Origin of the sequence: Francisella sp. 19X1-34, assembly GCF_041102755.1 — a bacterium.
GTDB lineage: Bacteria > Pseudomonadota > Gammaproteobacteria > Francisellales > Francisellaceae > Francisella.
In genome coordinates this window covers 12,504-38,568 of the sequence record NZ_JBGCTX010000013.1, presented here as the reverse complement: position 1 = coordinate 38,568, position 26,065 = coordinate 12,504, and the positions used below count along the sequence as shown (strand labels likewise).

Genomic DNA, 26,065 nt, shown 5'->3' with positions numbered 1-26,065 from the left:
TCAGTTTATTATTTCTCCAATTAAAATCAATAATTATAAATATTTAGACATGAAGTAATTATCGAACTGAGGTTAATTAAATAAATTATAAAGCTATTAGCAAAACTACTATATAACATTAAATATAAGCATATCAAATTGTTTATATTTATTAATCACCTATTTGAGCAAAACTCTTGCATACCACATCAGTTTTTTTAAGATTAAAGTCTATCTACTCATAACCCCTTAAACTTCCTTACTACACTTTCCATTATTAAAAATAATAAAATTATCACTCCTAATTTTAGCTTTAATAGATTCTCTATAGTAATTATGTATGAGCATAAATAAACGGAGGAAAATAATATACAACTTTAATAATAGTTAGATATATAAAGATATCATACGCAACTCATAACGCTAACCTAGATATATCTTACAATCAATTGATGTTATTAGCATAAAGAGACTAGCTTTCACAACAAAGCAACAAGCATGAATAAAACACATATTAAATAAACTTTAAAAGACAATTGTTAAGAAAAAAGTAGAAGAAGAAAGTATATTGAATTAATTAAGCTAACGTACTTGCCTTATAGTTTTTCTTAGCTTCAACAAACTCAATTTTTAAATCTTTATATTTAGATTTAATAGCTTTAATATCAGCCTTTGATAGAACATTTTCTTTCTTAGCTTTAAGGTATTCTTGCTTAGCGTTATACATGTTTTTAACGTTAGCAACTAGCTTAGTATATTTTTCTTCTATACCAAGATGGAAAGTTTTATTCTTTTTAGTTAGAGCTTCATCTAACTTAACTTTAGCTTTTGCAATTTCTATTAAGTGCTTAGGAGTTGTTTTAAGATCATAACACCATCCAATCTTTGCAAGACCAGCGATAAGCCATTTAGAAGGGTCTAAATCAAACCATCTAATACCATTTCTATAGTCACCAGCAAAAGCATGATGGTAGTTATGATACCCTTCACCGCCTGTTACAATCGCAGTAATCCAACTATCTCTAGCAGTATTTTTTCTAGAGTAAGGTCTCTTCCCAATAGTATGAGCTAGAGAATTAATACAGAAAGTAGCATGATGCACAAGTATAACTCTTAAGAATCCTCCTAGAAGTAGGAAACTTACAGCACTATGCCAAGCAGCTGAGAAAGTATGACCACTTAAGAATCCAAATATAAACCCAGCCAGCGCAGGCAAACCAAAACACGCTAATATTGCTAAAATAGTATAATGCTTATGTTGAAACACTAGTGCTTTATCTTTTAAAAGATCATTAACACCACGAATTTCTTGTACATCAGCAGTATTGTGTCTAAGTAACCAGCCAAAGTGCGAGAACCAAAAACCTCTTGTAGCAGCATACGGATCTTTTACGGGATCATCAACATCCTTATGATGTTTTCTGTGATCTGAAGACCATTGTATTACACTATTTTGTAATGCTGCAGTACCAAAAACTAAAAGGAAGTAGCTAACAAATTTATTAGCCTTATATGTCTTATGAGACCAAAGTCTATGATATCCCATAGTAATACTAATACCAGTTATAGCATAAAATATAGCTAGACAAACATAGTCTGAAGCTACAAAGCCGTATGTCATACCATACCAAGGTATCACTATCACAGCAAATAGAGGTATTATTAATAGTCCAAAGACACTTTTCCAAACTATACTACCTTCTTTTTCTATTGTTTGGTCTATTTTGTAGACCTCTTTCTTATTATTCATTTAGAACCTTTTTATCCCTTTTTGAATTGAATCCACCCAAGGTGGATATTGAAAACTTCTTAATTTACGACTGAATGATACCACACATCTTATTTTTTTGATAGTAGTTTGTAAATATCTAAATTTGTGATCTAGCCTTAACATCAATTTCAAGGCATTGATCTTTAAATCCATTTACATATCTATAAGCACCGGCAAGAGCTATCATTGCACCATTATCAGTACAATACTTCATTGGCGGGAAAAATACTTGATAATTATTATTTTTTGATAACTTTTCTAGTCTTTGACGTAGTAATTTATTTGCACTCACTCCACCAGATATGACTAATCTTTTATTTTTTGTTTGCTTTAGAGCCTTATTACACTTTGACACTAAAACATCTATAGCTGCATCTTGAAAAGCATAACAAAGATTGGCTTTATTTTCGTTAGACTTATCTGATTCTGAATGCCACGTATTTAACACAGCAGTCTTTAAGCCACTAAAACTAAAATCCAAATTTGGCTTATTTTTCATAGGCCTTGGTAATAAATATTTTTTTTCGTCCGTAGCCTTCTCTGCCAAATTAGCTACTTCAACTCCTCCTGGGTAAGACATACCCAAAAGCTTAGCTGTCTTATCGAACGCTTCTCCTGCGGCATCATCTATGGATTCACCAAGTAAACTATATTGACCAAAATTTCTAACTTCAAATAATTGAGTATGACCTCCAGAAACTAATAAAGCTACAAATGGATATTCAATATTACTCTCTGTATCTAAAAGAGGTGATAATAAATGCCCTTCTAGATGATGAATAGCTACAGTATCAATATCATGAATAAAACCTAGAGTTTTAGCAAATGTTGCACCAACCATAAGCGCACCAACCAGTCCCGGTGTAGCGGTATATGCTATACAGTTTACATCCTTAAAACTAAGTCCAGATTCTTTAAAGATTTGCTTAGCAAGAACATTTAATTTTGCAATATGCTCACGTGATGCTAATTCTGGGACAACGCCACCATATTCCTTATGCAAATCTATTTGGCTATATAGAGCATCAGCAACTATTTTTTTAGAACAAGAATCGTAAATAGCAAGCCCAGTCTCATCACATGAGCTTTCGATACCCAAAACAAACATTACTTCTTAGCGCCACCACTTGTCTTAGTTATCTGAATAAACTTTGTTATAAATGACCCTAAAATAAGCCCAATAACAAATGCTATCGACATTAGAACAATAAGTGGCAGTGTCGTAGTACCAAAAATATAATCAAAACTAACTGTATCAGTATTCAAGATAGATAGCACGACTATAAGAATTATGACTATTCCAAAAAATATCTGCCAAAAGAGTTTTGTTAGCATACTAAACATTTACCACAAGTATTAATAAGTACAATATGGCTTATATTATAATTTAAAATGTTAGAATAATAAAATTTTATTTTTAGCTAGAAATAATATAGAACAAATTTAGAAGTCTAATGATTCAAGAGCATTTCTTAAAGACTCTTCGATATCTTCATTGATATCTTTTTCAGTTTCTTGAGGTTTGATATTTTCAACAGAAGTTTCTTCAATATTGAAAGCTGCCGCAGCATCAGTAAATGCTATACCATCTTCAACACCTAGCTCTTCTCTTATTTTATCAATCTTCTTAGATTCTTTTCTAACTGCTAAACCAGTACCTGTAGGTATTAGTCTACCGATAAGAACGTTCTCTTTAAGACCTCTTAGTTGATCTACTTGAGAATGTATAGAAGCTTCAGTAAGAACTCTTGTTGTCTCTTGGAAAGAAGCTGCCGATAAGAATGACTCAGTAGATAAAGATGATCTTGTTATACCCATAAGTACAAGCTTAAACTCAACCTCTTTTTTCTCTTGCTCACGTAAGCTATCATTCTCTTCTAAGATTCTAACAAGTTCAATATTTTCATTTTTAACAAACTTACTATCACCTTCATCCGTTACAACTGCTTTTCTTAACATCTGTCTAACGATTGTTTCAATATGCTTATCGTTAATTACAACACCTTGCATACGATATACAGACTGAGCTTCAATCAAGATATAATCAGCAAATACTTCTAAGCCTTTGTATTGAAGTAAATCATGTGGATCAGTAGGTCCATCTGCTAAGACATCTCCTTTGACAACATTCTCACCATCAAAAACAACCAAATGACGAGATTTAGGTAGTAGGATTTCTTCAACGATATGACCGCTCTTATCTAAAATCTCAATTCTTTGTTTTTCTTTAGTGTCTCTGTTACCAAGTCTAACCATACCATCACAAGGAGAAAGCACAGCTGCTTCTTTAGGACGTCTTGCTTCAAATAGCTCAGCAACACGAGGAAGACCACCTGTAATATCCTTGTTCTTAGAACCTTCTAAAGGAATCTTAGCAACAACATCACCAACTTCTAGTTGCGCATCATCAGAAACACTTAGTACTGATCCTACAGTTAATGATATTGATTTAAGCTCATTGCCTTTTTCATCAACAATCTTAACAACAGGCTTTAAGTTCTTAGATGTTGTTCTTTGAGATATAGAAGTAATCTCGATAGTTTGCTGACCAGTTAAATCATCATAAGTATGCTTAGATGTTATACCATCTATCACATCTTCAAGAACTACTTTACCAGCAACATCTGTAATTAATGGCTGAGCATGCGGATCCCAAGTAGCGATTACATCTCCAATCTCAACAGCTTTACCACTAGCTAAAGGAACATTTGCACCCATAGGGATTTTATGTTGCTCTCTCACACGGCCCATAGTATCAGAAACAATAATCTCACCAGCACGCGAAATTACAATCTCTTGACCTTCTTTGTTAGTTACTGTTCTAATATTTTTGAATTTAATCTTACCAGCTGTTTTAACTTTGATATCAGAAACAGTTACACCTAAAGATGCCGCACCACCTGTATGGAAAGTTCTCATTGTCAACTGCGTACCTGGCTCACCAATTGATTGAGCTGCAATTACACCAACAGACTCACCAACGTTAACCTGTCTTTCACGAGCTAGATCTCTACCATAACACTTAGCACATAGACCTCTACGTGTTTTACATGTGATTGGTGATCTAACTTTGATCATATCAATACCATTATCATCAAGTAGCTCAACTAGATTCTCATCCAATAAAGTACCTTCCTCTAATAATACAATACCTTTTTCAGTTACAACATCGGCAGCTAATGTTCTACCAAGAGCTCTCTCTACTAGAGGAACCTTAACTTCACCATCTTCAACAATCGCTGAGAACATTAAACCTTCATCTGTACCACAGTCTTCTTCTATTACAACTAAATCCTGAGCTACATCAACTAGTCTACGTGTTAAGTAACCTGCGTTAGCTGTTTTAAGAGCTGTATCTGCTAGACCTTTACGAGCACCGTGTGTTGATGTGAAATACTGCAATACTGATAGACCTTCTCTAAAGTTCGCTGTAATTGCAGTCTCGATCATCGTACCATCTGGTTTTGCCATTAGACCACGCATACCAGCAAGCTGTCTCATCTGGTTATAAGAACCCCTAGCACCAGATTTAGCCATCATATAAACTGAGTTAAATGATTCTGTATCTTTTGTTTCACCATTTACAGTGACTGTATCTTTAGATATAGCATCCATCATTGAAGCTCCAACTTCATCAGAAGTTTTACCCCAAATATTGATGATATTGTTATATCTTTCATTCTCTGTAATTAATGAAGATTGATATTGCTCTGTAACATGTTTAATTTCTTTTTCAGCTTCTTCTACTTTAGCTTCTTTATCATCAGGAATAGTCATATCATCAACACCTACAGAAATACCTGATAGAGTTGAATATTTGAAACCTGCGTACATTAATTTATCAGCTAAAACTACAGTAGCCTTACCACCTAACACTCTAAATGCTTGGTTGATAATTTTAGAAATTTGTTTCTTAACTAAAACTTTATTTAGTAAAGAGAAAGATAGACCTTCAGGTAGTATATTAAGTAAAAGAGCTCTACCAACTGTAGTATTTACAACCCCTTTCTCATTATAAGTATTACCCTTAGTATCAAAAACCTGTCTATCCACTCTTAGCTTGATTTTAGCATGAATATCAACAGTTCCTGAACTATAAGCTCTACTTACATCTTCATAACTAGCAAATAGTTTACCTTCTCCTCTAGCACCTTCCTTTTCTCTAGTAATATAGTATAAACCTAATACAATATCCTGAGTAGGAGTAATAATTGGCTGACCAGATGCAGGTGATAAGATGTTGTTCGTAGACATCATTAATACACGCGACTCTAACTGAGACTCTACAGTTAAAGGTACGTGAACAGCCATTTGGTCACCATCAAAGTCAGCGTTAAATGCTGCACACACTAGAGGATGCAGCTGTATTGCTTTACCTTCAATTAGCTTAGGCTCAAATGCTTGGATACCTAGTCTATGTAGTGTAGGAGCACGGTTTAAAAGAACTGGATGCTCATTAATAACAACCTCTAGGATATCCCATACTGCAGCTTCTTCAAGCTCAACCATTCTCTTAGCTTGTTTGATAGTAGTTGCGTGACCACCCAATCTTAACTTAGAGTAAACAAACGGTTTAAATAACTCTAGAGCCATCTTCTTAGGAAGACCACACTCATGCAATCTTAAAGATGGACCTACAGTAATTACTGAACGTCCAGAATAGTCCACACGCTTACCAAGTAGGTTTTGACGGAAACGACCTTGCTTACCTTTGATCATATCAGCTAATGATTTAAGTGGGCGCTTGTTAGAACCAGTTACAGCTCTACCACGTCTACCATTATCTAATAACGCATCAACTGACTCTTGAAGCATTCTCTTTTCATTTCTAACAATAATATCTGGAGCATTAAGATCTAATAGCTTTTTAAGTCTATTGTTTCTATTAATTACTCTACGATATAAGTCATTCAAATCAGAAGTTGCAAATCTACCGCCTTCGATAGGTACAAGAGGTCTTAAATCTGGTGGAAGAACTGGTAATACTGTCATTACCATCCACTCAGGCTTGTTACCTGAAGCTTGGAAAGTCTCAAGCAATCTTAATCTCTTGATTGCTTTTTCTTTCTTGGCTGTAGATTTACTTTGTGCGTACTCTTCTTGTAGTATTTCTATTTCAGATTCAATATCTGTATCTGATAATAGATCTCTAATAGCTTCAGCACCCATAGATGCTTCAAACTCATAACCATAATTCTCTAGAGCTTCTGCATATTCTTCATCTGTAAGAAGTTGCTTTTTCTCTAAAGGTGTCATTCCTGGATCAGTAACAATATATGACTCAAAATATAGAACCTTTTCTACATTCTTAAGTGGCATATCCAAGAAAAGGCCAATTCTTGAAGGAAGAGATTTTAAGTACCAAATATGTACAACAGGACAAACTAAATCAATATGCCCCATTCTTTCTCTTCTTACTTTAGTTTGCTCAACTTCAACGCCGCAACGCTCACAAACCACACCACGATGTTTCAAACGCTTATATTTACCACATAAACATTCATAATCTTTAACAGGACCAAAAATCTTAGCGCAAAATAAACCATCTCTTTCTGGCTTAAATGTTCTATAGTTAATAGTTTCTGGCTTTTTAACTTCACCATGAGACCATGAACGAACAACCTCTGGAGATGCTAAAGATATTTTAATAATATCAAACTTTTTACTATTGTAATTTTGATGTAGGATACCGTTATTCACAGGTAACTCTCCTATACTTTTATTTTAATAACAAAAAATAAGTAGCTTTTTAAGATAGCTTATTCTTCCTCAGATGAATGGTCAAAGTCCATATCTATACCCAATGCTCTAACTTCATTTCTTAAAACATTGAATGATTCTGGAACATCAACACTCATAGTTAACTTACCATCAACTATATTCTTATACATTTTAGATCTACCAGCTATATCATCTGATTTAACTGTTAACATTTCTCTTAGTGTATAAGCCGCACCATATGCTTGTAATGCCCAAACCTCCATCTCACCGAATCTTTGGCCACCAAACTGTGCTTTACCACCTAGAGGCTGCTGTGTAACTAAACTATACGATCCAGTTGATCTAGCATGCATCTTATCATCTACTAAGTGATCAAGCTTCAACATATACATATAACCAACTGTTACATGTCTATCAAATGCTTGACCAGTACGGCCATCAAAAAGTTTCATCTGACCATTACTTGCAAAACCACCTATTTTTAATAGAGATTTAATATCTTCTTCTCTTGCACCATCAAATACAGGAGTAGCAATTGGTACACCATCCTTTAAGTTTTCACAAAGAGTTAAAACTTCTTCATCACTTAAAGATTCTAAATCAACTTTTTTATTACCAATGCTATTATAAACCTCTTCAAGGGTTTTTCTTAGCTCTGCTGCTTTTCTAGTTTGCTCTAATGTTTTTTCTACTCGCTTACCTAAACCATAAGAGGCTAAACCTAAGTGAGCTTCAAGAATCTGACCGATATTCATACGTGATGGAATACCTAAAGGATTCAAACAAACATCTACAGGAGTACCATCTTCCATATACGGCATATCTTCAACAGGTAGTACACGTGATACCACACCTTTGTTACCGTGACGACCAGCCATCTTATCACCTGGCTGAATACGTTTTTTGATAGCAACAAAAACTTTAACTGTTTGAAGCACGCCTGGAGATAGCTCATTACTTTGAGTAATAGATTTCTTCTTAACCTCAAACTTAGCATCTACAGCTATTTTTGCTTCATCATAGTACTCTTTTGCTTTTTCTACTCTATCATTAAGTTTTTCATCTTCGAAAGATATTTCTAACCATTTAGCAAATGGAAGCTTCTCTAAAAACTCTTTAGTTAGAACAACACCCTTTTTAAGACCTTTTGCTTTTTGAACAGTAGCACCAACAATATCACTTTCTAGTGAAGATCTAACTACAGATTCAATTACAGCAAACTCTTCATCAAAGTCTTTACGAGCTTTATCTATTAGCTCTTTTTCAATCTGAAGCGCTCTTAAGCTCTTACCGCCCTTATCATTTTCAAAAACTTGAACATTGATAACTGTCCCAGAGGTACCACTTGGCATTCTTAATGAACTATCAGCAACATTTGAAGCTTTCTCATTAAAGATAGCTCTTAGAAGTCTTTCTTCTGGAGTTAACTGTTGCTCAGCTTTAGGTGTAATCTTAGCTACAAGAATATCACCAGCTTCAACGTTAGCACCAATATGAACAATACCTGATTCATCAAGTTTTGCCAAACCTGACTCACTTACATTAGGTATATCTGAAGTTATTTCTTCAGGACCTAACTTAGTATCACGAGCCACACAAGTAAACTCTTCAATATGTATACTTGTATATTTATCGTCTTTTACTATTCTTTCAGATAGCAAGATTGAATCTTCAAAGTTGTAACCATTCCATGGCATGAATGCAACCATTAGGTTATGACCAAGAGATAGCTCACCAAAATCTGTAGCAAAACCATCTGCTAAAATATCGCCTGCTTCAACTTTATCACCAACATTAACTATTGGACGCTGATTAATACAAGTGTTTTTATTTGAACGCTTGAATTTAGTTAAGCTATAGATATCAACTAATTTATTATCTTTAGACTTATCAGTATCTACCTTAATTACGATCCTATTTGAATCTACTTCAGCAATTTCACCAGCATTTCTAGCAATGATACAGTTACCAGAATCTCTAGCAACGATCTTCTCCATACCAGTACCAACTAAAGGCTTATCTGCTTTAAGAGTTGGTACAGCTTGACGTTGCATGTTCGCACCCATCAATACCCTGTTAGCATCATCATGCTCTAGGAATGGTATTAGTGCAGCAGCAGCTGAAACCATCTGTTTAGCAGAAACATCCATATACTGAACTCTGCTAGACTCTGTAAATATCGCTTCACCACCTGAACGACACTGAATAAGGTCTTCAACAAAGTGATTATCTTTATCAAGCTCTGTAGAAGCTTGTGCAATTACATAGTTATCTTCATCGATAGCTGATAAGTATTCGATCTCATCAGTAACTCTACCATCAACAACTTTTCTATATGGTGCTTCTAAGAAGCCAAAATCATTTACTCTAGAGTAACTAGCCAATGAGTTAATAAGACCAATATTTGGACCCTCTGGAGTCTCAATTGGACATAATCTACCATAGTGAGTTGCGTGAACGTCACGAACCTCAAAACCTGCTCTATCACGTGATAAACCACCTGGACCTAATGCAGAAATTCTACGCTTATGCGTAACTTCTGATAGTGGATTATCTTGATCCATAAATTGTGATAACGCACCAGATGTAAAGAATTCTTTAATCGCAGCTGTAATTGGCTTAGAGTTTACGATATCTTTAGGCATAAGTTTATCTTTATGTACTAAAGACATGCTCTCACGAATACCTTTTTCTACACGGTAAAGACCTATTCTAAATTGATTCTCAACCATCTCACCAACAGAACGTACACGTCTATTACCTAAGTGATCGATATCATCAACCTTACCTTTACCATCACGAATATTAATTAGCTCTTCTAATACGCCAACAATATCACTATTTTCTAAAGTATAAACATCTTTAGAAACCTTATCTGAACCTAATCTTGCATTTAGCTTCATTCTACCAATATCAGATAAACTATATCTGCTTTCGATAAAGAATAAGCCTTCAAATAAAGCCTTAACTGAAGCTGCTGCTGGAGGATCACCAGGTCTTAGCACTTTATAAATTTCAACTAACGCTTCATCAGTATTTTTTGTTAAATCATATTTTAGAGTATCAGAAATATACCTACCTTTTTCAGTAGTTATAAAATCGATAACTTCTAATTCAAGCATGCCAACACCAACACACGCTTCTAACAAGTTTTCTGTAACATCGTCATTTGCATAAGCTATAACTTCACCAGTTGCCTCATTAACAATATCTTTTGCTACTCTTAGAGTGCTAACTAGATCAAAATCTATAGCAACAGAATCGATGCCTGAATCTTTTATTTTCTTAACATCTCTAGATGTTAATTTTTTATTTTTCTTGACTACTATTTTGCCTTGATCATCAATAATATCAAACTTAAGTAGTTCACCTTTCATACTAGGTAGATCATCTAACTTAAGTGCAAAACCTTTGCTATCAAAAGTAATAGTTTTACTATCTGAGAAATTTTCTAATATCTCTTCTTGAGTGTATCCAAGAGCTTTTAAAATTACTGTAGCACAGAACTTTCTTTTTCTATCAATTCTAGCCCATACGATGCCTTTTGCATCAAACTCAAAGTCAAGCCAAGATCCTCTATATGGAATAATACGTGCCGAAAATGCACCTTCTTCTGAATCATCTTTACTAAAAAAGACGCCAGGTGATCTATGTAACTGGGACACTACAACTCTTTCAGTACCATTAATAATAAATGTACCGTTAGTTGTCATCAATGGAATGTCACCCATATACACATACTCTTCCCTAATATCTTCTACTATTTTTTCATTTGGAAGAGCTTCTTTATTATATACAACTAGCCTTAATTTAACATTTAACGGAGCATCGTAAGTTGCACCACGCACTTGACACTCAGTTTCATCAAAACTAGGCTCACCTATTTGGTAATCAACATAATGAAGTTCATATTGACCATTTTTACTTTCTACTGGGAAAGATTGCTTAAGCACTAATTCAAGACCAGAGTGAAGTCTACCTTTGGCTTCATCAGCATTCAAAAACTTTTTGTACGACTCTGTTTGAATCGAAAGTAAATATGGTACATCTAAGATATGAGGAAGAACCCCAAACTCTTTACGAATTCTTTTTTTCTCAGCGTATGAGTAAGACATCAAAAACATCCCTAAGATTTTGTTTACACAAAATAAAAAGCAAATATGAGTATATTTGCGCCAATATCTATGTATCTTTCAATACTAGAAAGACTAGGGGCCAAAATTGACCACTAGTCTTAAGTTTCTAAAAATTATTTTTTAGAATTTTATTATTTAAGCTCAACTTTAGCGCCAGCTTCTTCAAGTTGTTTTTTAAGCTCTTCAGCTTCTTCTTTAGCAGCAGCTTCTTTAACTGTGAAAGGTGTACCTTCTACAGCAGCTTTAGCTTCTTTAAGACCCAAGCCAGTAGCAGCTCTTACCGCTTTAATAGCAGCGATCTTGTTTGAACCAGCATCAGTTAAAACTACATCAAAATCAGTTTTCTCTTCAGCAGCAGCAGCTTCGCCACCAGCAGCAGGACCTGCAACAGCAACAGCAGCAGCAGCAGAAACACCGAATTTTTCTTCCATTAACTTAACTAGATCACATACATCCATTACGCTCATATCAGCAACAGCATTTAGGATATCTTCTTTTGTTATAGACATTTTATAACTCCTATTTATTTAACAATTAATTCTTTTTTTTAGCTTTTCTAAAAGCCAGTGCAATTATTTACTATCTCCAACAGCAGCAAATACTCGTACAGCTTGAGATGGAATCTCATTAAGAGTACGAACAAACTTAGTAACTGGTGCTTGCATAACATTAAGTAATGTAGCAAGTGCCTCTTCCCTACTAGGAAGCTTAGCAAAGTCATCTAACTTTTCAGGACCAAACAGTTCACCAGACATAGCTAAATTTTTAACTTCAAAGACGTTGTGGTCTTTTTGGAAGTTTTTAAATAGCTTAGCTGCTGCACCTGGCTCATCCTTAGAAAGAGCAAGAACAAGAGGACCCTTAAGAGCATCACCAAGACACTCAAAATCAGTTCCTTTAATTGCTAAACGTGCTAAGTTGTTACGAACAACTCTTAAATAAACTCCAGACTCACGTGCTTGTTTTCTTAATGAAGTCATTTCATTAACAGTCAAGCCACGGTAATCTGCAACTGCTGCAGACAATGCTGTAGAGACATTTTCAGCAACTTCAGCGACAATTGCCTTCTTGTCTTCTATTCTAAGTGCCATATCGACTCCTTATTTTATTGTCTACACTTTATTTAATTAACACGATATTTAGACCAAAAAAGGTTGTCAACATCGTCTGCGTAGGATAACTATTAAGCTAGGCAAGCCTAGCTCCTACGGTCTTTGATCGTTGTATTTTCATACAACCCAAAGAAATTGCAAGGTAGTATTCTATATGTTTAAATCTGAAAAGTCAACACCAATTCCTGGACCCATAGTACTAGATACAGAAACTTTTTTCAGATACACACCTTTTGATACTGCTGGCTTAGCTTTTTTAAGATCAGTTAATAACTGCTCTAAGTTTTGCTTTAACGCATTTGTATCAAAATTAACCTTACCAATAGTAGTATGTATAATACCCGCTTTATCAACTCTATATCTAACCTGACCTGCTTTAGCATCTGTTACAGCTTTAGCAACATCCATAGTTACAGTGCCAACTTTAGGGTTTGGCATAAGACCTTTAGGACCTAAGATTTGACCTAACTGACCAACAACTCTCATTGAATCAGGAGAAGCGATCACAACATCAAAATCCATATTACCTTTTTTAACTTCATCAGCTAAATCTTCCATACCTACAATATCAGCACCAGCTTCTTTAGCAGCATCTGCAGCAGGACCTTTAGCGAAAACTGCAACTCTTACAGTCTTACCAGTACCATTAGGAAGAACAGAAGCTCCTCTCACAACTTGGTCAGATTTACGAGGATCTACACCAAGAGCAACAGAAACATCTACTGATTCTACAAACTTAACAGAAGACACTTCTTTTAAAAGTTCAAAAGCCTCTGTTACAGGATATTTCTTTTCTGCATCTATCTTAGTTGCAATATTTCTCATTCTTTTTGAAATCTTAGCCATTACTCAACCCCTTCTACTTTTACGCCCATACTACGAGCAGAACCAGCAATAATTCTTACAGCAGCATCTAAATCTGCAGCTGTTAAGTCAGGATCTTTTACTTTAGCTATTTCTTCTAATTGCTCACGAGTAATAGTACCAACAAAATCTTTTGATGGGTTTGATGAACCTGATTTAACTTTGATAGCTTTCTTAATTAAGAAAGAAGCCGGTGGCGTTTTCATTTCAAATGTAAAGCTACGATCACTATATACAGATATTTCAACAGGGATTGGCATACCCGGCTCCATACCTTGTGTCTTAGCGTTAAACTCTTTACAGAAACCCATGATATTAACACCATGTTGACCTAGTGCAGGACCAATTGGTGGGCTTGGGTTTGCTTTTCCAGCTGCTACTTGCAACTTAATAATAGCTTCTATTTTTTTCTTAGCCATTTTTTTCTCCAAATTAGGTTAATAACACTTATCTAAAATAAGCTCCCTATTATCTTAAGGTAATTCCTTAAGATTCTTTTTCAACTTGCGAAAACTCAAGCTCAACAGGCGTAGATCTACCAAAAATAGACACCGCAACTCTTAATCTTGACTTCTCATAGTTAACTTCTTCAACCACACCAGTAAAGTCATTAAATGGTCCTTCAAGAACCCTAACAACTTCACCAACCTGATATGACTTTCTTAATCTCGGTTCAATAGCAGCTTCACCACTTTCCATAAACCCTAAAATTCTCTCAACTTCTGGTTTACTTAATGGGATAGGCTTGCCTCTTGATCCAACCACTGTTAAAACTCTAGGAACTGCTTTAATAACATCCCAAGCTTCAGTAGTTAAATTTGCTTCGATCAAAACATATCCAGGAAAGTATTTTCTTTCACTCTTACGTTTTTGACCACCTTTCATTTCAACAACGTTTTCTGTAGGCACTAAAATCCTACCAAAACTTTTTTGTAGACCAGCTATCTCAATATTCTCTTCAAGCTGAGTCTTCACTCTTTTTTCATAACCAGAGTGCACTTGCACAACATACCAAAGCATACTTATACCTTATTTATTAACCTAGAAAATACTGAATAAATGTTTCAAATATAACACCAAATAAAGATATTATTAGTGCAAAAACTATAACAACAGCAATTACCATAGCTGTAATTGTCATAGTTTCTTTACGAGTTGGCCAAACCACCTTTGCTAACTCTAGCTTTGATGCTTGGAAAAAAGCCCAAAAACGACGCCCTTGATTTGTAAACCTTGCAACTATTAAAGCAAGCAAAACCACAACAACAGCCAATGAAGTATTAAAAGTGCTGTATGTAGTTCCCAACACATCTGAGTACATAGTAGCTGCAACACCTAAAACTATTATTGCAGCTGCAACAATCCATAGAAGCATATTTTTAGACTTAGAAATCTTTTCTACTTCAGCAGTTTTAGTCGCCCCACTAACCCAAACTTTATTATTATTAAAATGTTGATTTTTTTTCACAAAAACAATCCTTCAAAAAGAGTAATTTAAACATAGGGGATTTATAAACGTAGGGTATAAAATAACACACAGAGAATATAATATCAAGAAATAAAAAAGGCGATGTTGCAAAATTACAACATCGCCTTTTTTATTTGTGGCAGGCCAGGAGGGACTCGAACCCCCAACTTGCGGTTTTGGAGACCGCTGCTCTACCAATTGAACTACTGACCTAAATTAAAACTACCTATTATTCGATAATTTTAGCAACAACACCAGCACCTACAGTTCTACCACCTTCACGGATAGCGAAACGTAGACCTTCTTCCATAGCGATAGAAGCGATTAATGTAACATTCATCTTGATGTTATCACCAGGCATTACCATCTCTACACCTTCTGGAAGCTCAACAGCACCAGTTACGTCTGTAGTACGGAAGTAGAATTGAGGTCTATATCCTTTGAAGAAAGGAGTGTGTCTACCACCCTCTTCTTTAGAAAGAACATATACTTCAGCTTCAAACTTAGTATGTGGAGTAATTGAACCTGGCTTACATAATACTTGACCACGCTCAACGTCATCTCTCTTAAGACCACGAACTAGGATACCAACGTTATCACCAGCTTCTCCTCTATCTAGAAGCTTACGGAACATTTCAACACCAGTTACTGTAGTTTTTTGAGTTGGACGAATACCAACAACTTCAACTTCGTCACCAACGTTTACAACACCACGCTCAACACGGCCAGTTACAACAGTACCACGACCTGAGATTGAGAACACATCTTCAATTGGAAGAATAAATGGCTTATCAGTGTCACGCTCAGGAGCTGGGATGTAATCATCCATAGCTTCAACTAGCTCAACAATCTTCTCAACGTATTGCGCTTCGCCTTCTAAAGCTTTAAGAGCAGAACCCATAACAATTGGAGTATCATCACCAGGGAACTCGTATTGATCAAGAAGCTCACGAACTTCCATTTCAACCAACTCTAATAACTCTTCATCATCAACCATGTCACATTTGTTTAAGAAAACAACGATGTATGGTACACCAACCTGACGAGAAAGTAGGATATGCTCACGAGTTTGTGGCATAGGTCCATCAGCAGCAGAACATACTAGAATAGCGCCATCCATCTGAGCAGCACCAGTAATCATGTTTTTAACGTAATCCGCGTGTCCTGGACAGTCAACGTGAGCATAGTGTCTATTTGGAGACTCATACTCTACGTGAGAAGTATTAATAGTAATACCACGTGCTTTCTCTTCAGGCGCGTTATCGATTTCATCAAAGTTTCTTACTTCTGAACCGTTTTTCTCAGCCATAACTTTAGTGATAGCAGCAGTAAGAGTAGTTTTACCGTGATCTACGTGACCGATAGTACCTACATTTACGTGCGGCTTCGAACGTTCAAATTTTTCTTTAGCCATTTTTTTTAACTCCATTTTTTCAACAAAAAACAAAAAACCACAAATATGGTGCTCACAACCAGACTTGAACTGGTGACCTCTCCCTTACCAAGGGAGTGCTCTACCATCTGAGCCATGCGAGCTTTTAATTCACATATTATAAAAAAATTAGATTTAGGTGGAGCGGGTGATGGGAATCGAACCCACGCTATCGGCTTGGAAGGCCGAAGTTCTACCATTGAACTACACCCGCATGGTGGAGGGAGCAGGATTCGAACCTGCGAAGGCTGAGCCGTCAGATTTACAGTCTGATCCCTTTGGCCGCTCGGGAATCCCTCCCCTAAAACTTTTAGATAACTATAAAGTTTATTTGAGTAAAAATCAAGCATTTTCTTACTTAATTCTTCATTTGTTTTTCGTCGAGAATATTCTTGCAAAAAACTAAGCTTATCTTACTACGGACACTCCCAAATGTAAAGCATAAACTATTTTTTTTATAGCACCACACACAACTTCTGTGGCCTTGTCATAGCCACATATAAAATCTGATTTCTTTCAGCAGAGTTTTTATTCAAAACAATATCCTTAAGTAGAACAAAAACCTTTTTATATGTAGAGCCTTGAGACTTGTGTACTGTTATAGCAAAGCCATAATCTAGATCTTTTCTAATCCAACAACTTTTATCTCTCAAACTTCCATCTCTATAACGCTCGATATCTTTCATCAAAACATTATCTCTACGAAAATTATTATATGCACTCCACTTTCTATCCCCTCTTGCTTGTGCTAGTAGTGCATCATGTATTTCAGCATAATCATGTAAATTATTAGAATCTTGAACATCTACGATAAACATGCTCTTCTCGTCAAATCCTCTAAACAATCTTGATTTTTCCAGTACAGCCACATCATAACCATAGATACCATTAGCATTCTTTAACTTCTCAGATACATCAACAACTTTATAATCAACCCCATTATTAATTAAGAATGCATCTCTTTGTTTTGCTTTGACAGCACGATACCCCGTTAAAACATCACCTTTTTCAAGTTGTTTTGCTTTTTGGCCAAATACTAACTCTCTAATAATTAAATTAGCTTGCATTACTGTCTTGTTACGCCAGGCTATAAGCTTTGCATAGTTTGGATCTGTTTTTGCATAACTTGAACTAAAGACACGCTTTAACTCTTCTCTAAAGCTTTCATTAGATGACTTAAACATTACTCCTTCATCTAGGTCATTTAACAATGTTTGTCGTTTAATTAAAAACTCAGGAAGGTCTTCTTGTGCATCTCTGAGCTTTTGACTAAGTTCTACTAATGGATTATCTTCAGCTTGACGCATTAGCATAGTAAGGTTTGCTCTGTTTTCCAAATCAAATACTGGACTTGATTTATCACCTACTGGAGGAATCTGTGCCTCATCTCCTAAAAATAATACTTTTGATGAATTGCGTAGCTCTGTAGTTATAAGGTCAAGCAAATCTTTATTAATCATACTCGCCTCATCAATAACAATAAGATCGTAATACCCTATTGTTGCTTTTTTGATTTGCCCAAACACTGGATCATTAGGGTTAAAGTTCTCTAGATTTATATCAGGCTGTAGTCCTAAAAGAGAATGAATTGTATACCCATGAGAAACAGTTGCTTGGGATATAACAGCATTTGCTTTACGTGTTGGTGCTGAAACAACTGATTTTTTAGTATATTCATCAAGAATCTTTTTAACAACTGTGGTTTTTCCTGTTCCTGCAAACCCTGAAAGTAGAAAAAAACTATCACGACTTTTTAAAAATTTTTTGATCTGACTCACAGCTTCTAATTGCTGATCATTAAGAATTATTTTTTGGCCGTTTGAAAGATAAAGGCTACTATCTGCGGAGAAGAAGTTTTTTTGCATTACTTTTCAGTTTCAACAAATCTTGTGATAACTTTAGAAATTACCATACTATTTGACATAGCAACCTCATTACCATCTTTATCCATAAGTTTAGTATATAAAAATCCTATAGATTTAACTGTACCTGTTACTCCACCAAGATCGACCTTCTCACCAACTTCAAAAGGCTTACTAAAAGCAAGTATAATGCCTGATGCTACAATACTATATGAAGTCTTCAAAGACATCGAGATACCAAACACGATACCTGTCAGAACTCCTGTTATAGGAGATATTGGTACTCCAAGTTTTGCCAACGCAATAACAACGACTAAAACTAAGAATATTGCATATATTACATTTGCCAGAAATTGAGAAACTGTATTATCATATTCTTTTAGTAGCTTATATGTAAATGATCTAATATATTTTGAAACTAAGAATCCTACTACTAAGATTAGTATCGCAACAAGAATGCTCATCAACAAAGACCCACTTGTATTAACTGTCTGCACCCAATCTCTCCTTATAAACTTTTTTTGAATGAGTAAGTATATAAATAGCTATAATACTTAAAATAATAGATATAGTCGCACAAATAACTTCCTCTAACAACTGCTCATGATCTATCCTAGAAACTAACGCATGAGCTATAAACAAGACATTTTCGACTAAAAATAACGCCATACTAATTGCAAATACAGAGATACAAATTGAGAATCTATACAAAAATGCTGATATCCCAAATAGCAATAATAAAGGATAAACAACTATTTGCAGAATTGTTATAAATAATTCATGTGGAAAAACCGAGCAACTAGGATCATACTTTATGGTCAAAATATAGATAAAAGCAAAAACAAAAAATGTTGCAAACAATATAGGTGATTTTTCACTAAAGATTTTATTATTAAAGTCAACATATCGATGCTTTGAAAACAATAGACCACAAACTGTTATAAATGCAGCGCCCGAAATAAAACCATCATATGAAAAAGTATTTTCTAAATAGATATGGTGAACTATATAGCCATAACCACCTAGACTAAATAAGAACAATGCAAAAAATATCCAAAAAGGAATATCCCAAGGTTTCTTTTTAGTAAAGATATATCCCATAATGGCGCAGCAAATAAATAAAAAGATCGAAACAAGTAGTCTTAAAAGATCATCCATCAGTAGCGGAACAAAACCTAATTTACACATACCTTAGAAAACTCCTTTTATACTAGTACTTATTTATAAAACATATATTTATTATAAACAATCTAAAACACTTATCTACAACTAAGTTTTTGTCACAAATATTCTACACTGATTTAAAATAAAAATAGACATACCTGCATAAACAAAATAGATCAAACAAAAAACTAGTCTCATTAATAACTCACCATAGCTAGCTGTATTGATTATAGCGTCAACAACAAACAAAGCACACTCTACTAAAAATAATGCCATAGCTGCTATAAATGCAGTAAAACAAGCTGACAAACGACATAGAAAAGCCAATATCCCAAATAATAAAAGCATAGGATAAACAATAACTTGTAGCAATATTATAAATACCCAATATGGAGTCGCACTACAATCAAAATTAAAATCTAAAGTTAAAAGATATAAAAGCCCAAATATAAAAAATGGCACAAACAAAAAGATAGCTCTTTTGCTCTTAATAGAATTCTCAAACTTCAAAGATCTATTTCTTGATAAAAGCAAACCACAAATAACAATAATTGCAGCACAATATATAATAACGTTATAAGAGAAGATATTCTTAGCATAAACATGGCTCATTAAATATTCATAAATAACCAAACTAAGTAAGAATAATGAAAACAGCACCCAAAACAAAGTATCCCATTTTCTTTTACTGATAACAATCTGACGGAGGCTATACCAGCACAAAAACAAAATCAGTAATCCTGTAAGTCTAAATGGATCTGCAAGAGGCACTAAGACAAAGCTAAGACTACACATATCAAATTTCTCCTAAAAGACTCCTTTTGTTTTCAATATCAGATAACAAGCTGTCGCAATTACACTCCCAATCACTGGTCCAACAACCGGAACCCAAGCATAACTCCATTGTGAAGAGCCTTTACCTTGTATTGGCATGATAGCATGAAATAGCCTAGGACCAAAGTCTCTAGCTGGATTTATTGCATATCCAGTAGTACCGCCTAAAGACATCCCTACTGCTATTACAACAAATGCTACAGGGATTCCACCAAGTGCTCCCATATCAACAGGGTATGCTGTAGTTAGATTAGCACTCCCAGAATGAACTACTACTCCATGCATTGTCAATATTGCAAATATAAGTACAAAAGTACCTATAATTTCACTCATCAAGTTAGATGGTATGCTCTTTATAGCTGGTGATGTACAACAAGTAGCTAATTTTAGATCAGTATCGTCTGTAGCTGAATAATGAGGATAATACATAGACCAAACTAAAAGTTGTCCAAGCATTGCACCAAGAACTTGCGATACTATAAAAGGGACTACCCAAGCCCATGAAAATTTACCAGCTAAAGCTAAAGCTATAGTCACAGCAGGATTTAGATGAGCTCCACTAATAGGTCCTGCAACTAGGACTCCTATAAACACAGCTAGCCCCCATGCAAAAGTAATAACAACCCAGCCACCGTTGTGTGACTTTGTTTTATTTAAAACTACACCTGCAACCACACCATTACCTAAAAGAATAAGTAGCATAGTTCCTATAAATTCTGCGATACATGCTTCTAACATATTAAACTCTTACCTATACAATTGATTAACATCAAAATTTTTAGCAAACTCTTTAAATGCTTCTACTTGCTGATTTTGCCAAGATCTATCTTTACCAAGCTCATTTGCTATTAGCTTTGCAACTACAGGAGCTGCAGCAATACTAGCTTTGATATCTAAAAATGCTGCTCTAGTGCGACGAGCTAATACATCTTCAACAGTCTTGGCCTTTTCATATCTAGCATGATAAATAACTTCAGCTTGATAGTATGGAAGATCTTTATGCAGTAGCTCAGAGTTATCAATCTCAGTTTGAATATCTTTGATCTTATTAACATTTTTACCATAAACTCTCAAAGGATAAGTTTCTTTAGAGTCTATAGCATCGACAAGTAGCTCATCAGAAGTTTTTGATATCTTTTGTGCAATCTTTTTAGACTCAATATAGTCAATAACATCCTGTCCCATTCTTCTAAAGATAGTCCACTTACCACCGACAACTGTAATCAAACCATCTTTTGATTCAACTACTTCGTGCTTACGCGATATTTTTGCAGTATTTTTAGCATTCTTAGGTGAAACTAATGGACGCTGACCACAGTAAACTGACTTAATATCCGCTACAGTAGCTTTTTCTTTGGCATATTGATTAAATGTCTCAAGTATAAAATCAATTTCAGATTTTTCAGCTCTTGGTTCAATACTTGGAGCTTCTTTTTTAATATCAGTTGTACCAACTATTAGATGATTGTGCCATGGTAAGATAAATAATACACGTCCATCATCTGTCTCAGGAATCAATATTGCATGCTCAGTTGGGAATTTATTTCTATCAAAAACAATATGTGTACCTTGTGCTACTGATACATACTTATGCGAATCTTGTTGATGAGCAATATCTATAGTCTTATCAGTAAATGTGCCTGTAGCATTAACTATATGCTTTGCTGTAAACTCCTTTTGCTCTCCGCTTAAAGTATCTGTAACTTTAACAGTATCTAATTTTGAATCTGTTGAGCTAAATACTTTTTCGACTCTATGATAATTTAGTGCAGTGCCACCTTTTGACTCAAAAGTTCTCATTAAAGAAACTAAAAGCCTTGTATCATCAAATTGCCCATCATAATACACCAAGCTTTTCTTAAGTTTCGAGTCTTCGATATTTGGCAACTCTGCTAAAGTTTGTTTTTTATTTAGGTTATAGCTTTTGCCAATCTTATACTTACCTGATAAAAACTCATATAGTTTAACACCTATAGTATATTTGATAGTTTCAAAATAACTACGTGTTGGAATAAGATAAGATTGTCTATGCGTCAAATGAGGCGCATTGTGTAAAAATGAAAATCTTTCTTCTAATCCTTCTTTAACTAAAGCAAAATCAAAGTTCTCTAAATATCTTAAGCCACCGTGAATAAGCTTAGTCGATTTAGAAGAAGTACCTTTACCAAAATCATAAGCTTCTAAAAGTAAAGTTTTATAACCTCTAGAAACCGCCTCTACAGCACAACCAAAACCAGTTGCACCTCCACCAATTATTATAATATCGTAATTATTTTGCATTTTAATTTCTCACATATTTCAATGTTTTTTTAGCCATTTTACTCATGTCATAGTTAGATTTTCTTATATCCTCTAATGCTCCCTTGTCCTTAATAACACCATAATCAAGAAATAAGCTAACTTTTCTATCTGGATTATTCTGCTTATATTTATAAGAAATCAATGACTGCAAAAGAAAACGATTATCTTGAGCATGCTCACAAGCAAAAGCTAAAGAATTTTTATTATTATAAGTAATATTTAAACTAAGATTATTTTTCTTTGCACTATTATAGTAGTAGTCTGCGACAGCATTACAATACTCATACTCTAAACGTTTCTGCAATTTATTAATACTTATAGCTTTTGCTTTAAAAGTAATTCCTTTATGATCACAAAGAGACATACTCATACTATAAGACTTGTCCGTTTTATATTTAAGAAGCAACTCTCCTTCCCCTGAAAGCTCTCCACCAATACTATACTGCAAATTAGGATTACAGAAATTAACACCAAAATAATTACTCATATCCCTCTTTATAAGCTTTTCATTTTCATTTTTAGATAAACTATTTTTGATACGGCTAGTTATATAGTAAGGCTGATATACTATTGACTTCACAGTATAGTTAACTATTCCGACAACAGGAGCTACAATAATAAAGACAAACAGACCTAGTATCATACTTATTCTATCCAAGCCTTACTTCTTTCAACTGCTTTTTTCCAACCTTTATAATCATGAGCTACTGTTTCAGGACCTATCTGTGGCTTAAAAGTCTTCTCTGTTGTTAAAATAGTTTTAAGCTCTTGTTTATCTTTCCAGAAACCAACAGCTAAACCAGCTAAGAAAACAGCACCTAAACCAGTAATTTCATTAATTTTAGGTTTTGAAATTTCAGATTGTAAAATATCAGATTGGAACTGCATTAAGAAATTATTTTGTACTGCTCCACCATCAACTCTCAAACCTGCAAGATCAAGACCTGTATCTTCTTTCATGCACTCTAAAACATCTTTAGCTTGATAAGCAATCGCCTCAAGTGCTGCTCTAATAATATGCTCACGTCTTGTATCTCTAGTTATACCAACTATTGTCCCACGTGCGTACATATCCCAATATGGTGTACCAAGACCAACAAAAGCTGGTACTAGATATACGCCATTTGTTGAATCAATTTTTGTCGCATAGTATTCACTATCTTCAGCAGAACGCACAAGTCCTAAGCCATCTCTTATCCATTGGATAACTGCTCCTGCTATAAACACACTACCTTCTAGAGCATAAGTTGGCTTACCATTCTCTGCCCATGCAATAGTTGTAAGAAGGCCAGCATCAGAAAATACTGGTTTATCTCCAACATTCATTAATGCAAAACAGCCTGTACCATAAGTATTTTTCGCCATACCTTTGTCAAAACAACAATGACCAAATAAAGCTGCATGTTGATCACCAGCTACACCTGCTATAGGAATCTCTGCTCCACCTAAAGTATGATTATCTGTCACACCAAAGACCTCACTTGAGTTTTTAACTTCTGGTAACATTGATTCTGGAATATCTAAATGCTCAAGAATTTTCTTATCCCACTCTAGAGTATTGATGTTAAATAACATTGTACGTGAAGCATTACTATAGTCTGTTGCATGGACCTTACCTCTAGTTAAATTCCAGATAAGCCAAGTATCTATAGTACCCATTAGAAGCTTGCCAGCATTAGCTTTCTCTCTAGCTCCTTCAACGTTATCTAAAATCCACTTAACTTTAGTACCTGAGAAATAGGCATCAACAACAAGTCCTGTATTTTCTTTTATATATTTAACAAGTTCAGGATCTTTTTTTATCTCATCACAAATATCTGAAGTACGACGACACTGCCAAACTATAGCATTATAAACAGGATCGCCTGTTTCTTTATCCCAAACAACTACTGTTTCACGCTGATTAGTTATACCTATAGCAGCTATTTGCTCTGGCTTAACTCGACCAAACTCTAGAGCCTCACGCATCACACCACTTTGCGTTCCCCATATTTCCATAGCATCATGCTCTACCCAACCACTTTTAGGATATATCTGTGTAAACTCTTTTTGTGCAATCTTTTTAATATTTCCCTTTTTATCAAAAATAATCGCTCTTGAACTAGTTGTTCCTTGATCTACTGCTAAAATAAACTCTTTTGACATGATTTTAGTGTTCCTTTTTTAAAAAAATTAAAATAGATTTATCGTATATTCTAAGCTTTTTTCTCCTTAATAAAAAGAGACAATATAACTGATAACAGCATTAGCACAGGAAGAATAAGTAAAGCATATTTAAAAGATTGCAAATGCTCAAACCCAGCCTTATCTAAAAATGACACCGTATATCCGACAAAAGGTTGCAACACAGCCCCGCTTAAAGGTATAAAAAGATTTACCATTGCCAATCCTGTTGCAATATACAGTGGGCTAATATGCGCACGCAGTATTGTAAAGTTCAACACATGCACAGCTTGCATCCCACCCCATAAAACACACAATATACACATAATCACTGGATCAAGATGCATATATACAATTGCTATAACAATAAAAAAACCAATAATTGAAGCTAAAGTTAGTAAGATCTTTTGTTTATTTAAAACAGTTGCGATAACTCCCCATAATGGACTAAAAACTGCAATCCCAACAAATATCATAGATGAAGCTACCCCTGCGTATTCTTTAGGATATCCATCTAGACTTAAAAATCTATAACTCCATAAGTCTGCAAATAAAGCCGTTGTACCATAGATGGTAAAACAAAAAAATCCGTTAAGTAAAATCTGCTTAATTTTAAAAACAATTGGAATATCTTCTATTTTTGTATGTGTATCTGCTAGCTCATCAGTATCTTTTTGATCATGCGGCTCATTTGCTGATATAAGAAATACTACACTTAGAAATAATAACAATGAAACTACCAATATAGCTGACATAATCACCTGGATACTAAAATGATTTGCTAAAATAACTAATGGTAAGCCCGTAATGGTACCTGCACCATACATTAGCATTTGAGTTGTACCTGTAAATAGAGGAAACGTCCTTTTGGGTAACCAAATTGCAATTGCTTTTAATGCACATAAAAAAGCAAAACCTCCACCAACTCCAGCTAATACTCTATATAAAATCAAATACTCTTGAGATGTAGCTCTAGTTGCAATAAAAACACCTACAGAAAAAAGAAAAGTGCTAACAAGCATAATCTTTTTGATACCAAATTTATCAATCAAAATCCCAGCAGGCAGTTGAGAAGTAACATAAGCCCAATAAAACGCAGAACTAAATATACTAATCTGCTCCGGACTAAGGTCATAAGGAGCAATGATAAAACTATTATATAAAGAGTTGCCAGAAGCCCTAACGATAAATTCAAGAGCATAGAAAAACGCACATATAAACCATATAGTAAAACCAACTCTAGTTATCTTTTGCATAT

21 protein-coding genes and 4 tRNA genes are annotated in these 26,065 nt (G+C 34.6%); all 25 read right to left on the bottom strand.

Annotation, left to right across the window (positions count from 1 at the left end; genetic code table 11):
• Positions 1-556: 556 nt before the first annotated feature.
• Positions 557-1,729: a fatty acid desaturase gene (locus AB8E56_RS03445; RefSeq protein WP_329477986.1), complete on the bottom strand. Its 1,173-nt coding sequence runs from the start codon at positions 1,727-1,729 to the stop codon at positions 557-559.
• 118 nt (positions 1,730-1,847) lie between these two features.
• Positions 1,848-2,858, bottom strand: a complete 1,011-nt coding sequence (gene tsaD, locus AB8E56_RS03440; RefSeq protein WP_329477984.1) for a tRNA (adenosine(37)-N6)-threonylcarbamoyltransferase complex transferase subunit TsaD — start codon at positions 2,856-2,858, stop codon at positions 1,848-1,850.
• Positions 2,858-3,094, bottom strand: coding sequence for a LapA family protein (locus AB8E56_RS03435; RefSeq protein ID WP_329477981.1), 237 nt, complete (start codon positions 3,092-3,094; stop codon positions 2,858-2,860). The genes tsaD and AB8E56_RS03435 overlap by 1 nt, the downstream gene beginning before the upstream one ends.
• A gap of 99 nt (positions 3,095-3,193) precedes the next feature.
• Positions 3,194-7,450: a DNA-directed RNA polymerase subunit beta' gene (rpoC, locus tag AB8E56_RS03430; protein ID WP_329477979.1), complete on the bottom strand. Its 4,257-nt coding sequence runs from the start codon at positions 7,448-7,450 to the stop codon at positions 3,194-3,196.
• Positions 7,451-7,509: 59 nt separating this feature from the next.
• Positions 7,510-11,586: a DNA-directed RNA polymerase subunit beta gene (rpoB, locus tag AB8E56_RS03425; RefSeq protein WP_329477977.1), complete on the bottom strand. Its 4,077-nt coding sequence runs from the start codon at positions 11,584-11,586 to the stop codon at positions 7,510-7,512.
• A 152-nt stretch (positions 11,587-11,738) separates the two neighbouring features.
• A complete protein-coding gene (gene rplL, locus AB8E56_RS03420; protein ID WP_329477974.1) occupies positions 11,739-12,116 on the bottom strand; it encodes a 50S ribosomal protein L7/L12 in 378 nt (125 codons plus the stop codon).
• A 63-nt stretch (positions 12,117-12,179) separates the two neighbouring features.
• Positions 12,180-12,698, bottom strand: a complete 519-nt coding sequence (rplJ, locus tag AB8E56_RS03415; RefSeq protein ID WP_072713265.1) for a 50S ribosomal protein L10 — start codon at positions 12,696-12,698, stop codon at positions 12,180-12,182.
• 171 nt (positions 12,699-12,869) lie between these two features.
• On the bottom strand, positions 12,870-13,565 hold the full coding sequence (gene rplA / locus AB8E56_RS03410; protein WP_329477970.1) for a 50S ribosomal protein L1: 696 nt from the start codon (positions 13,563-13,565) through the stop codon (positions 12,870-12,872).
• Positions 13,565-14,002 carry a 50S ribosomal protein L11 gene (gene rplK / locus AB8E56_RS03405; protein WP_329477968.1) on the bottom strand — a complete coding sequence of 146 codons (438 nt, stop codon included), beginning with the start codon at positions 14,000-14,002 and terminating at the stop codon, positions 13,565-13,567. Before rplK ends, rplA begins: the two co-directional genes overlap by 1 nt.
• 67 nt (positions 14,003-14,069) lie before the next feature.
• Positions 14,070-14,603, bottom strand: coding sequence for a transcription termination/antitermination protein NusG (gene nusG, locus AB8E56_RS03400; RefSeq protein ID WP_329477966.1), 534 nt, complete (start codon positions 14,601-14,603; stop codon positions 14,070-14,072).
• 16 nt (positions 14,604-14,619) lie between these two features.
• A complete protein-coding gene (gene secE / locus AB8E56_RS03395; protein ID WP_329477964.1) occupies positions 14,620-15,051 on the bottom strand; it encodes a preprotein translocase subunit SecE in 432 nt (143 codons plus the stop codon).
• 137 nt (positions 15,052-15,188) lie between these two features.
• Positions 15,189-15,264: transfer RNA gene (locus AB8E56_RS03390), tRNA-Trp, on the bottom strand.
• A 16-nt stretch (positions 15,265-15,280) separates the two neighbouring features.
• Entirely contained in the window at positions 15,281-16,465 is a 1,185-nt protein-coding gene (gene tuf / locus AB8E56_RS03385; protein ID WP_329477962.1) for an elongation factor Tu, read from the bottom strand.
• Between the two features lie 46 nt (positions 16,466-16,511).
• Positions 16,512-16,587 (bottom strand) — tRNA-Thr (locus AB8E56_RS03380).
• 36 nt (positions 16,588-16,623) lie between these two features.
• Positions 16,624-16,697, bottom strand: a tRNA-Gly gene (locus AB8E56_RS03375).
• Position 16,698: 1 nt separating this feature from the next.
• Positions 16,699-16,783 (bottom strand) — tRNA-Tyr (locus AB8E56_RS03370).
• A gap of 155 nt (positions 16,784-16,938) precedes the next feature.
• Positions 16,939-18,348 carry an AAA family ATPase gene (locus tag AB8E56_RS03365; protein ID WP_329477960.1) on the bottom strand — a complete coding sequence of 470 codons (1,410 nt, stop codon included), beginning with the start codon at positions 18,346-18,348 and terminating at the stop codon, positions 16,939-16,941.
• On the bottom strand, positions 18,348-18,809 hold the full coding sequence (locus AB8E56_RS03360) for a mechanosensitive ion channel domain-containing protein (protein WP_329477990.1): 462 nt from the start codon (positions 18,807-18,809) through the stop codon (positions 18,348-18,350). The genes AB8E56_RS03365 and AB8E56_RS03360 overlap by 1 nt, the downstream gene beginning before the upstream one ends.
• 19 nt (positions 18,810-18,828) lie before the next feature.
• Positions 18,829-19,533: a hypothetical protein gene (locus tag AB8E56_RS03355; RefSeq protein ID WP_329477958.1), complete on the bottom strand. Its 705-nt coding sequence runs from the start codon at positions 19,531-19,533 to the stop codon at positions 18,829-18,831.
• A gap of 81 nt (positions 19,534-19,614) precedes the next feature.
• A complete protein-coding gene (locus tag AB8E56_RS03350; RefSeq protein ID WP_329477956.1) occupies positions 19,615-20,304 on the bottom strand; it encodes a hypothetical protein in 690 nt (229 codons plus the stop codon).
• A gap of 12 nt (positions 20,305-20,316) precedes the next feature.
• The gene (locus AB8E56_RS03345) at positions 20,317-21,081 is read right to left on the bottom strand and encodes an MIP/aquaporin family protein (protein WP_329477954.1); all 765 of its coding nucleotides are present in this window, start codon (positions 21,079-21,081) and stop codon (positions 20,317-20,319) included.
• Positions 21,082-21,090: 9 nt separating this feature from the next.
• Positions 21,091-22,623: a glycerol-3-phosphate dehydrogenase/oxidase gene (locus tag AB8E56_RS03340; protein WP_329477952.1), complete on the bottom strand. Its 1,533-nt coding sequence runs from the start codon at positions 22,621-22,623 to the stop codon at positions 21,091-21,093.
• Between the two features lies 1 nt (position 22,624).
• Positions 22,625-23,287, bottom strand: coding sequence for a hypothetical protein (locus AB8E56_RS03335; protein ID WP_329477950.1), 663 nt, complete (start codon positions 23,285-23,287; stop codon positions 22,625-22,627).
• Between the two features lie 2 nt (positions 23,288-23,289).
• Positions 23,290-24,789: a glycerol kinase GlpK gene (glpK, locus tag AB8E56_RS03330; protein WP_329477948.1), complete on the bottom strand. Its 1,500-nt coding sequence runs from the start codon at positions 24,787-24,789 to the stop codon at positions 23,290-23,292.
• 50 nt (positions 24,790-24,839) lie between these two features.
• Positions 24,840-26,063 (bottom strand): MFS transporter, encoded by a 1,224-nt coding sequence (locus AB8E56_RS03325; RefSeq protein WP_329477946.1) that lies wholly within the window; start codon positions 26,061-26,063, stop codon positions 24,840-24,842.
• Positions 26,064-26,065 lie beyond the last annotated feature (2 nt).

What these genes read in the sequence shown, in the direction of transcription:
- AB8E56_RS03445 (WP_329477986.1), bottom strand. Translation starts at nt 1,729, where the DNA reads ATGAATAATAAGAAAGAGGTCTACAAAATAGACCAAACAATAGAAAAA.
- nusG (WP_329477966.1), bottom strand. Translation starts at nt 14,603, where the DNA reads ATGCTTTGGTATGTTGTGCAAGTGCACTCTGGTTATGAAAAAAGAGTG.
- tuf (WP_329477962.1), bottom strand. Translation starts at nt 16,465, where the DNA reads ATGGCTAAAGAAAAATTTGAACGTTCGAAGCCGCACGTAAATGTAGGT.
- AB8E56_RS03360 (WP_329477990.1), bottom strand. Translation starts at nt 18,809, where the DNA reads ATGAGCATTCTTGTTGCGATACTAATCTTAGTAGTAGGATTCTTAGTT.
- tsaD (WP_329477984.1), bottom strand. Translation starts at nt 2,858, where the DNA reads ATGTTTGTTTTGGGTATCGAAAGCTCATGTGATGAGACTGGGCTTGCT.
- AB8E56_RS03350 (WP_329477956.1), bottom strand. Translation starts at nt 20,304, where the DNA reads ATGTGTAGTCTTAGCTTTGTCTTAGTGCCTCTTGCAGATCCATTTAGA.
- rplA (WP_329477970.1), bottom strand. Translation starts at nt 13,565, where the DNA reads ATGGCTAAGATTTCAAAAAGAATGAGAAATATTGCAACTAAGATAGAT.
- rpoB (WP_329477977.1), bottom strand. Translation starts at nt 11,586, where the DNA reads ATGTCTTACTCATACGCTGAGAAAAAAAGAATTCGTAAAGAGTTTGGG.
- glpK (WP_329477948.1), bottom strand. Translation starts at nt 24,789, where the DNA reads ATGTCAAAAGAGTTTATTTTAGCAGTAGATCAAGGAACAACTAGTTCA.
- rplJ (WP_072713265.1), bottom strand. Translation starts at nt 12,698, where the DNA reads ATGGCACTTAGAATAGAAGACAAGAAGGCAATTGTCGCTGAAGTTGCT.
- AB8E56_RS03365 (WP_329477960.1), bottom strand. Translation starts at nt 18,348, where the DNA reads ATGCAAAAAAACTTCTTCTCCGCAGATAGTAGCCTTTATCTTTCAAAC.
- rplL (WP_329477974.1), bottom strand. Translation starts at nt 12,116, where the DNA reads ATGTCTATAACAAAAGAAGATATCCTAAATGCTGTTGCTGATATGAGC.
- AB8E56_RS03340 (WP_329477952.1), bottom strand. Translation starts at nt 22,623, where the DNA reads ATGCAAAATAATTACGATATTATAATAATTGGTGGAGGTGCAACTGGT.
- AB8E56_RS03325 (WP_329477946.1), bottom strand. Translation starts at nt 26,063, where the DNA reads ATGCAAAAGATAACTAGAGTTGGTTTTACTATATGGTTTATATGTGCG.
- AB8E56_RS03335 (WP_329477950.1), bottom strand. Translation starts at nt 23,287, where the DNA reads ATGATACTAGGTCTGTTTGTCTTTATTATTGTAGCTCCTGTTGTCGGA.
- AB8E56_RS03345 (WP_329477954.1), bottom strand. Translation starts at nt 21,081, where the DNA reads ATGTTAGAAGCATGTATCGCAGAATTTATAGGAACTATGCTACTTATT.
- AB8E56_RS03355 (WP_329477958.1), bottom strand. Translation starts at nt 19,533, where the DNA reads ATGTGTAAATTAGGTTTTGTTCCGCTACTGATGGATGATCTTTTAAGA.
- AB8E56_RS03435 (WP_329477981.1), bottom strand. Translation starts at nt 3,094, where the DNA reads ATGTTTAGTATGCTAACAAAACTCTTTTGGCAGATATTTTTTGGAATA.
- rplK (WP_329477968.1), bottom strand. Translation starts at nt 14,002, where the DNA reads ATGGCTAAGAAAAAAATAGAAGCTATTATTAAGTTGCAAGTAGCAGCT.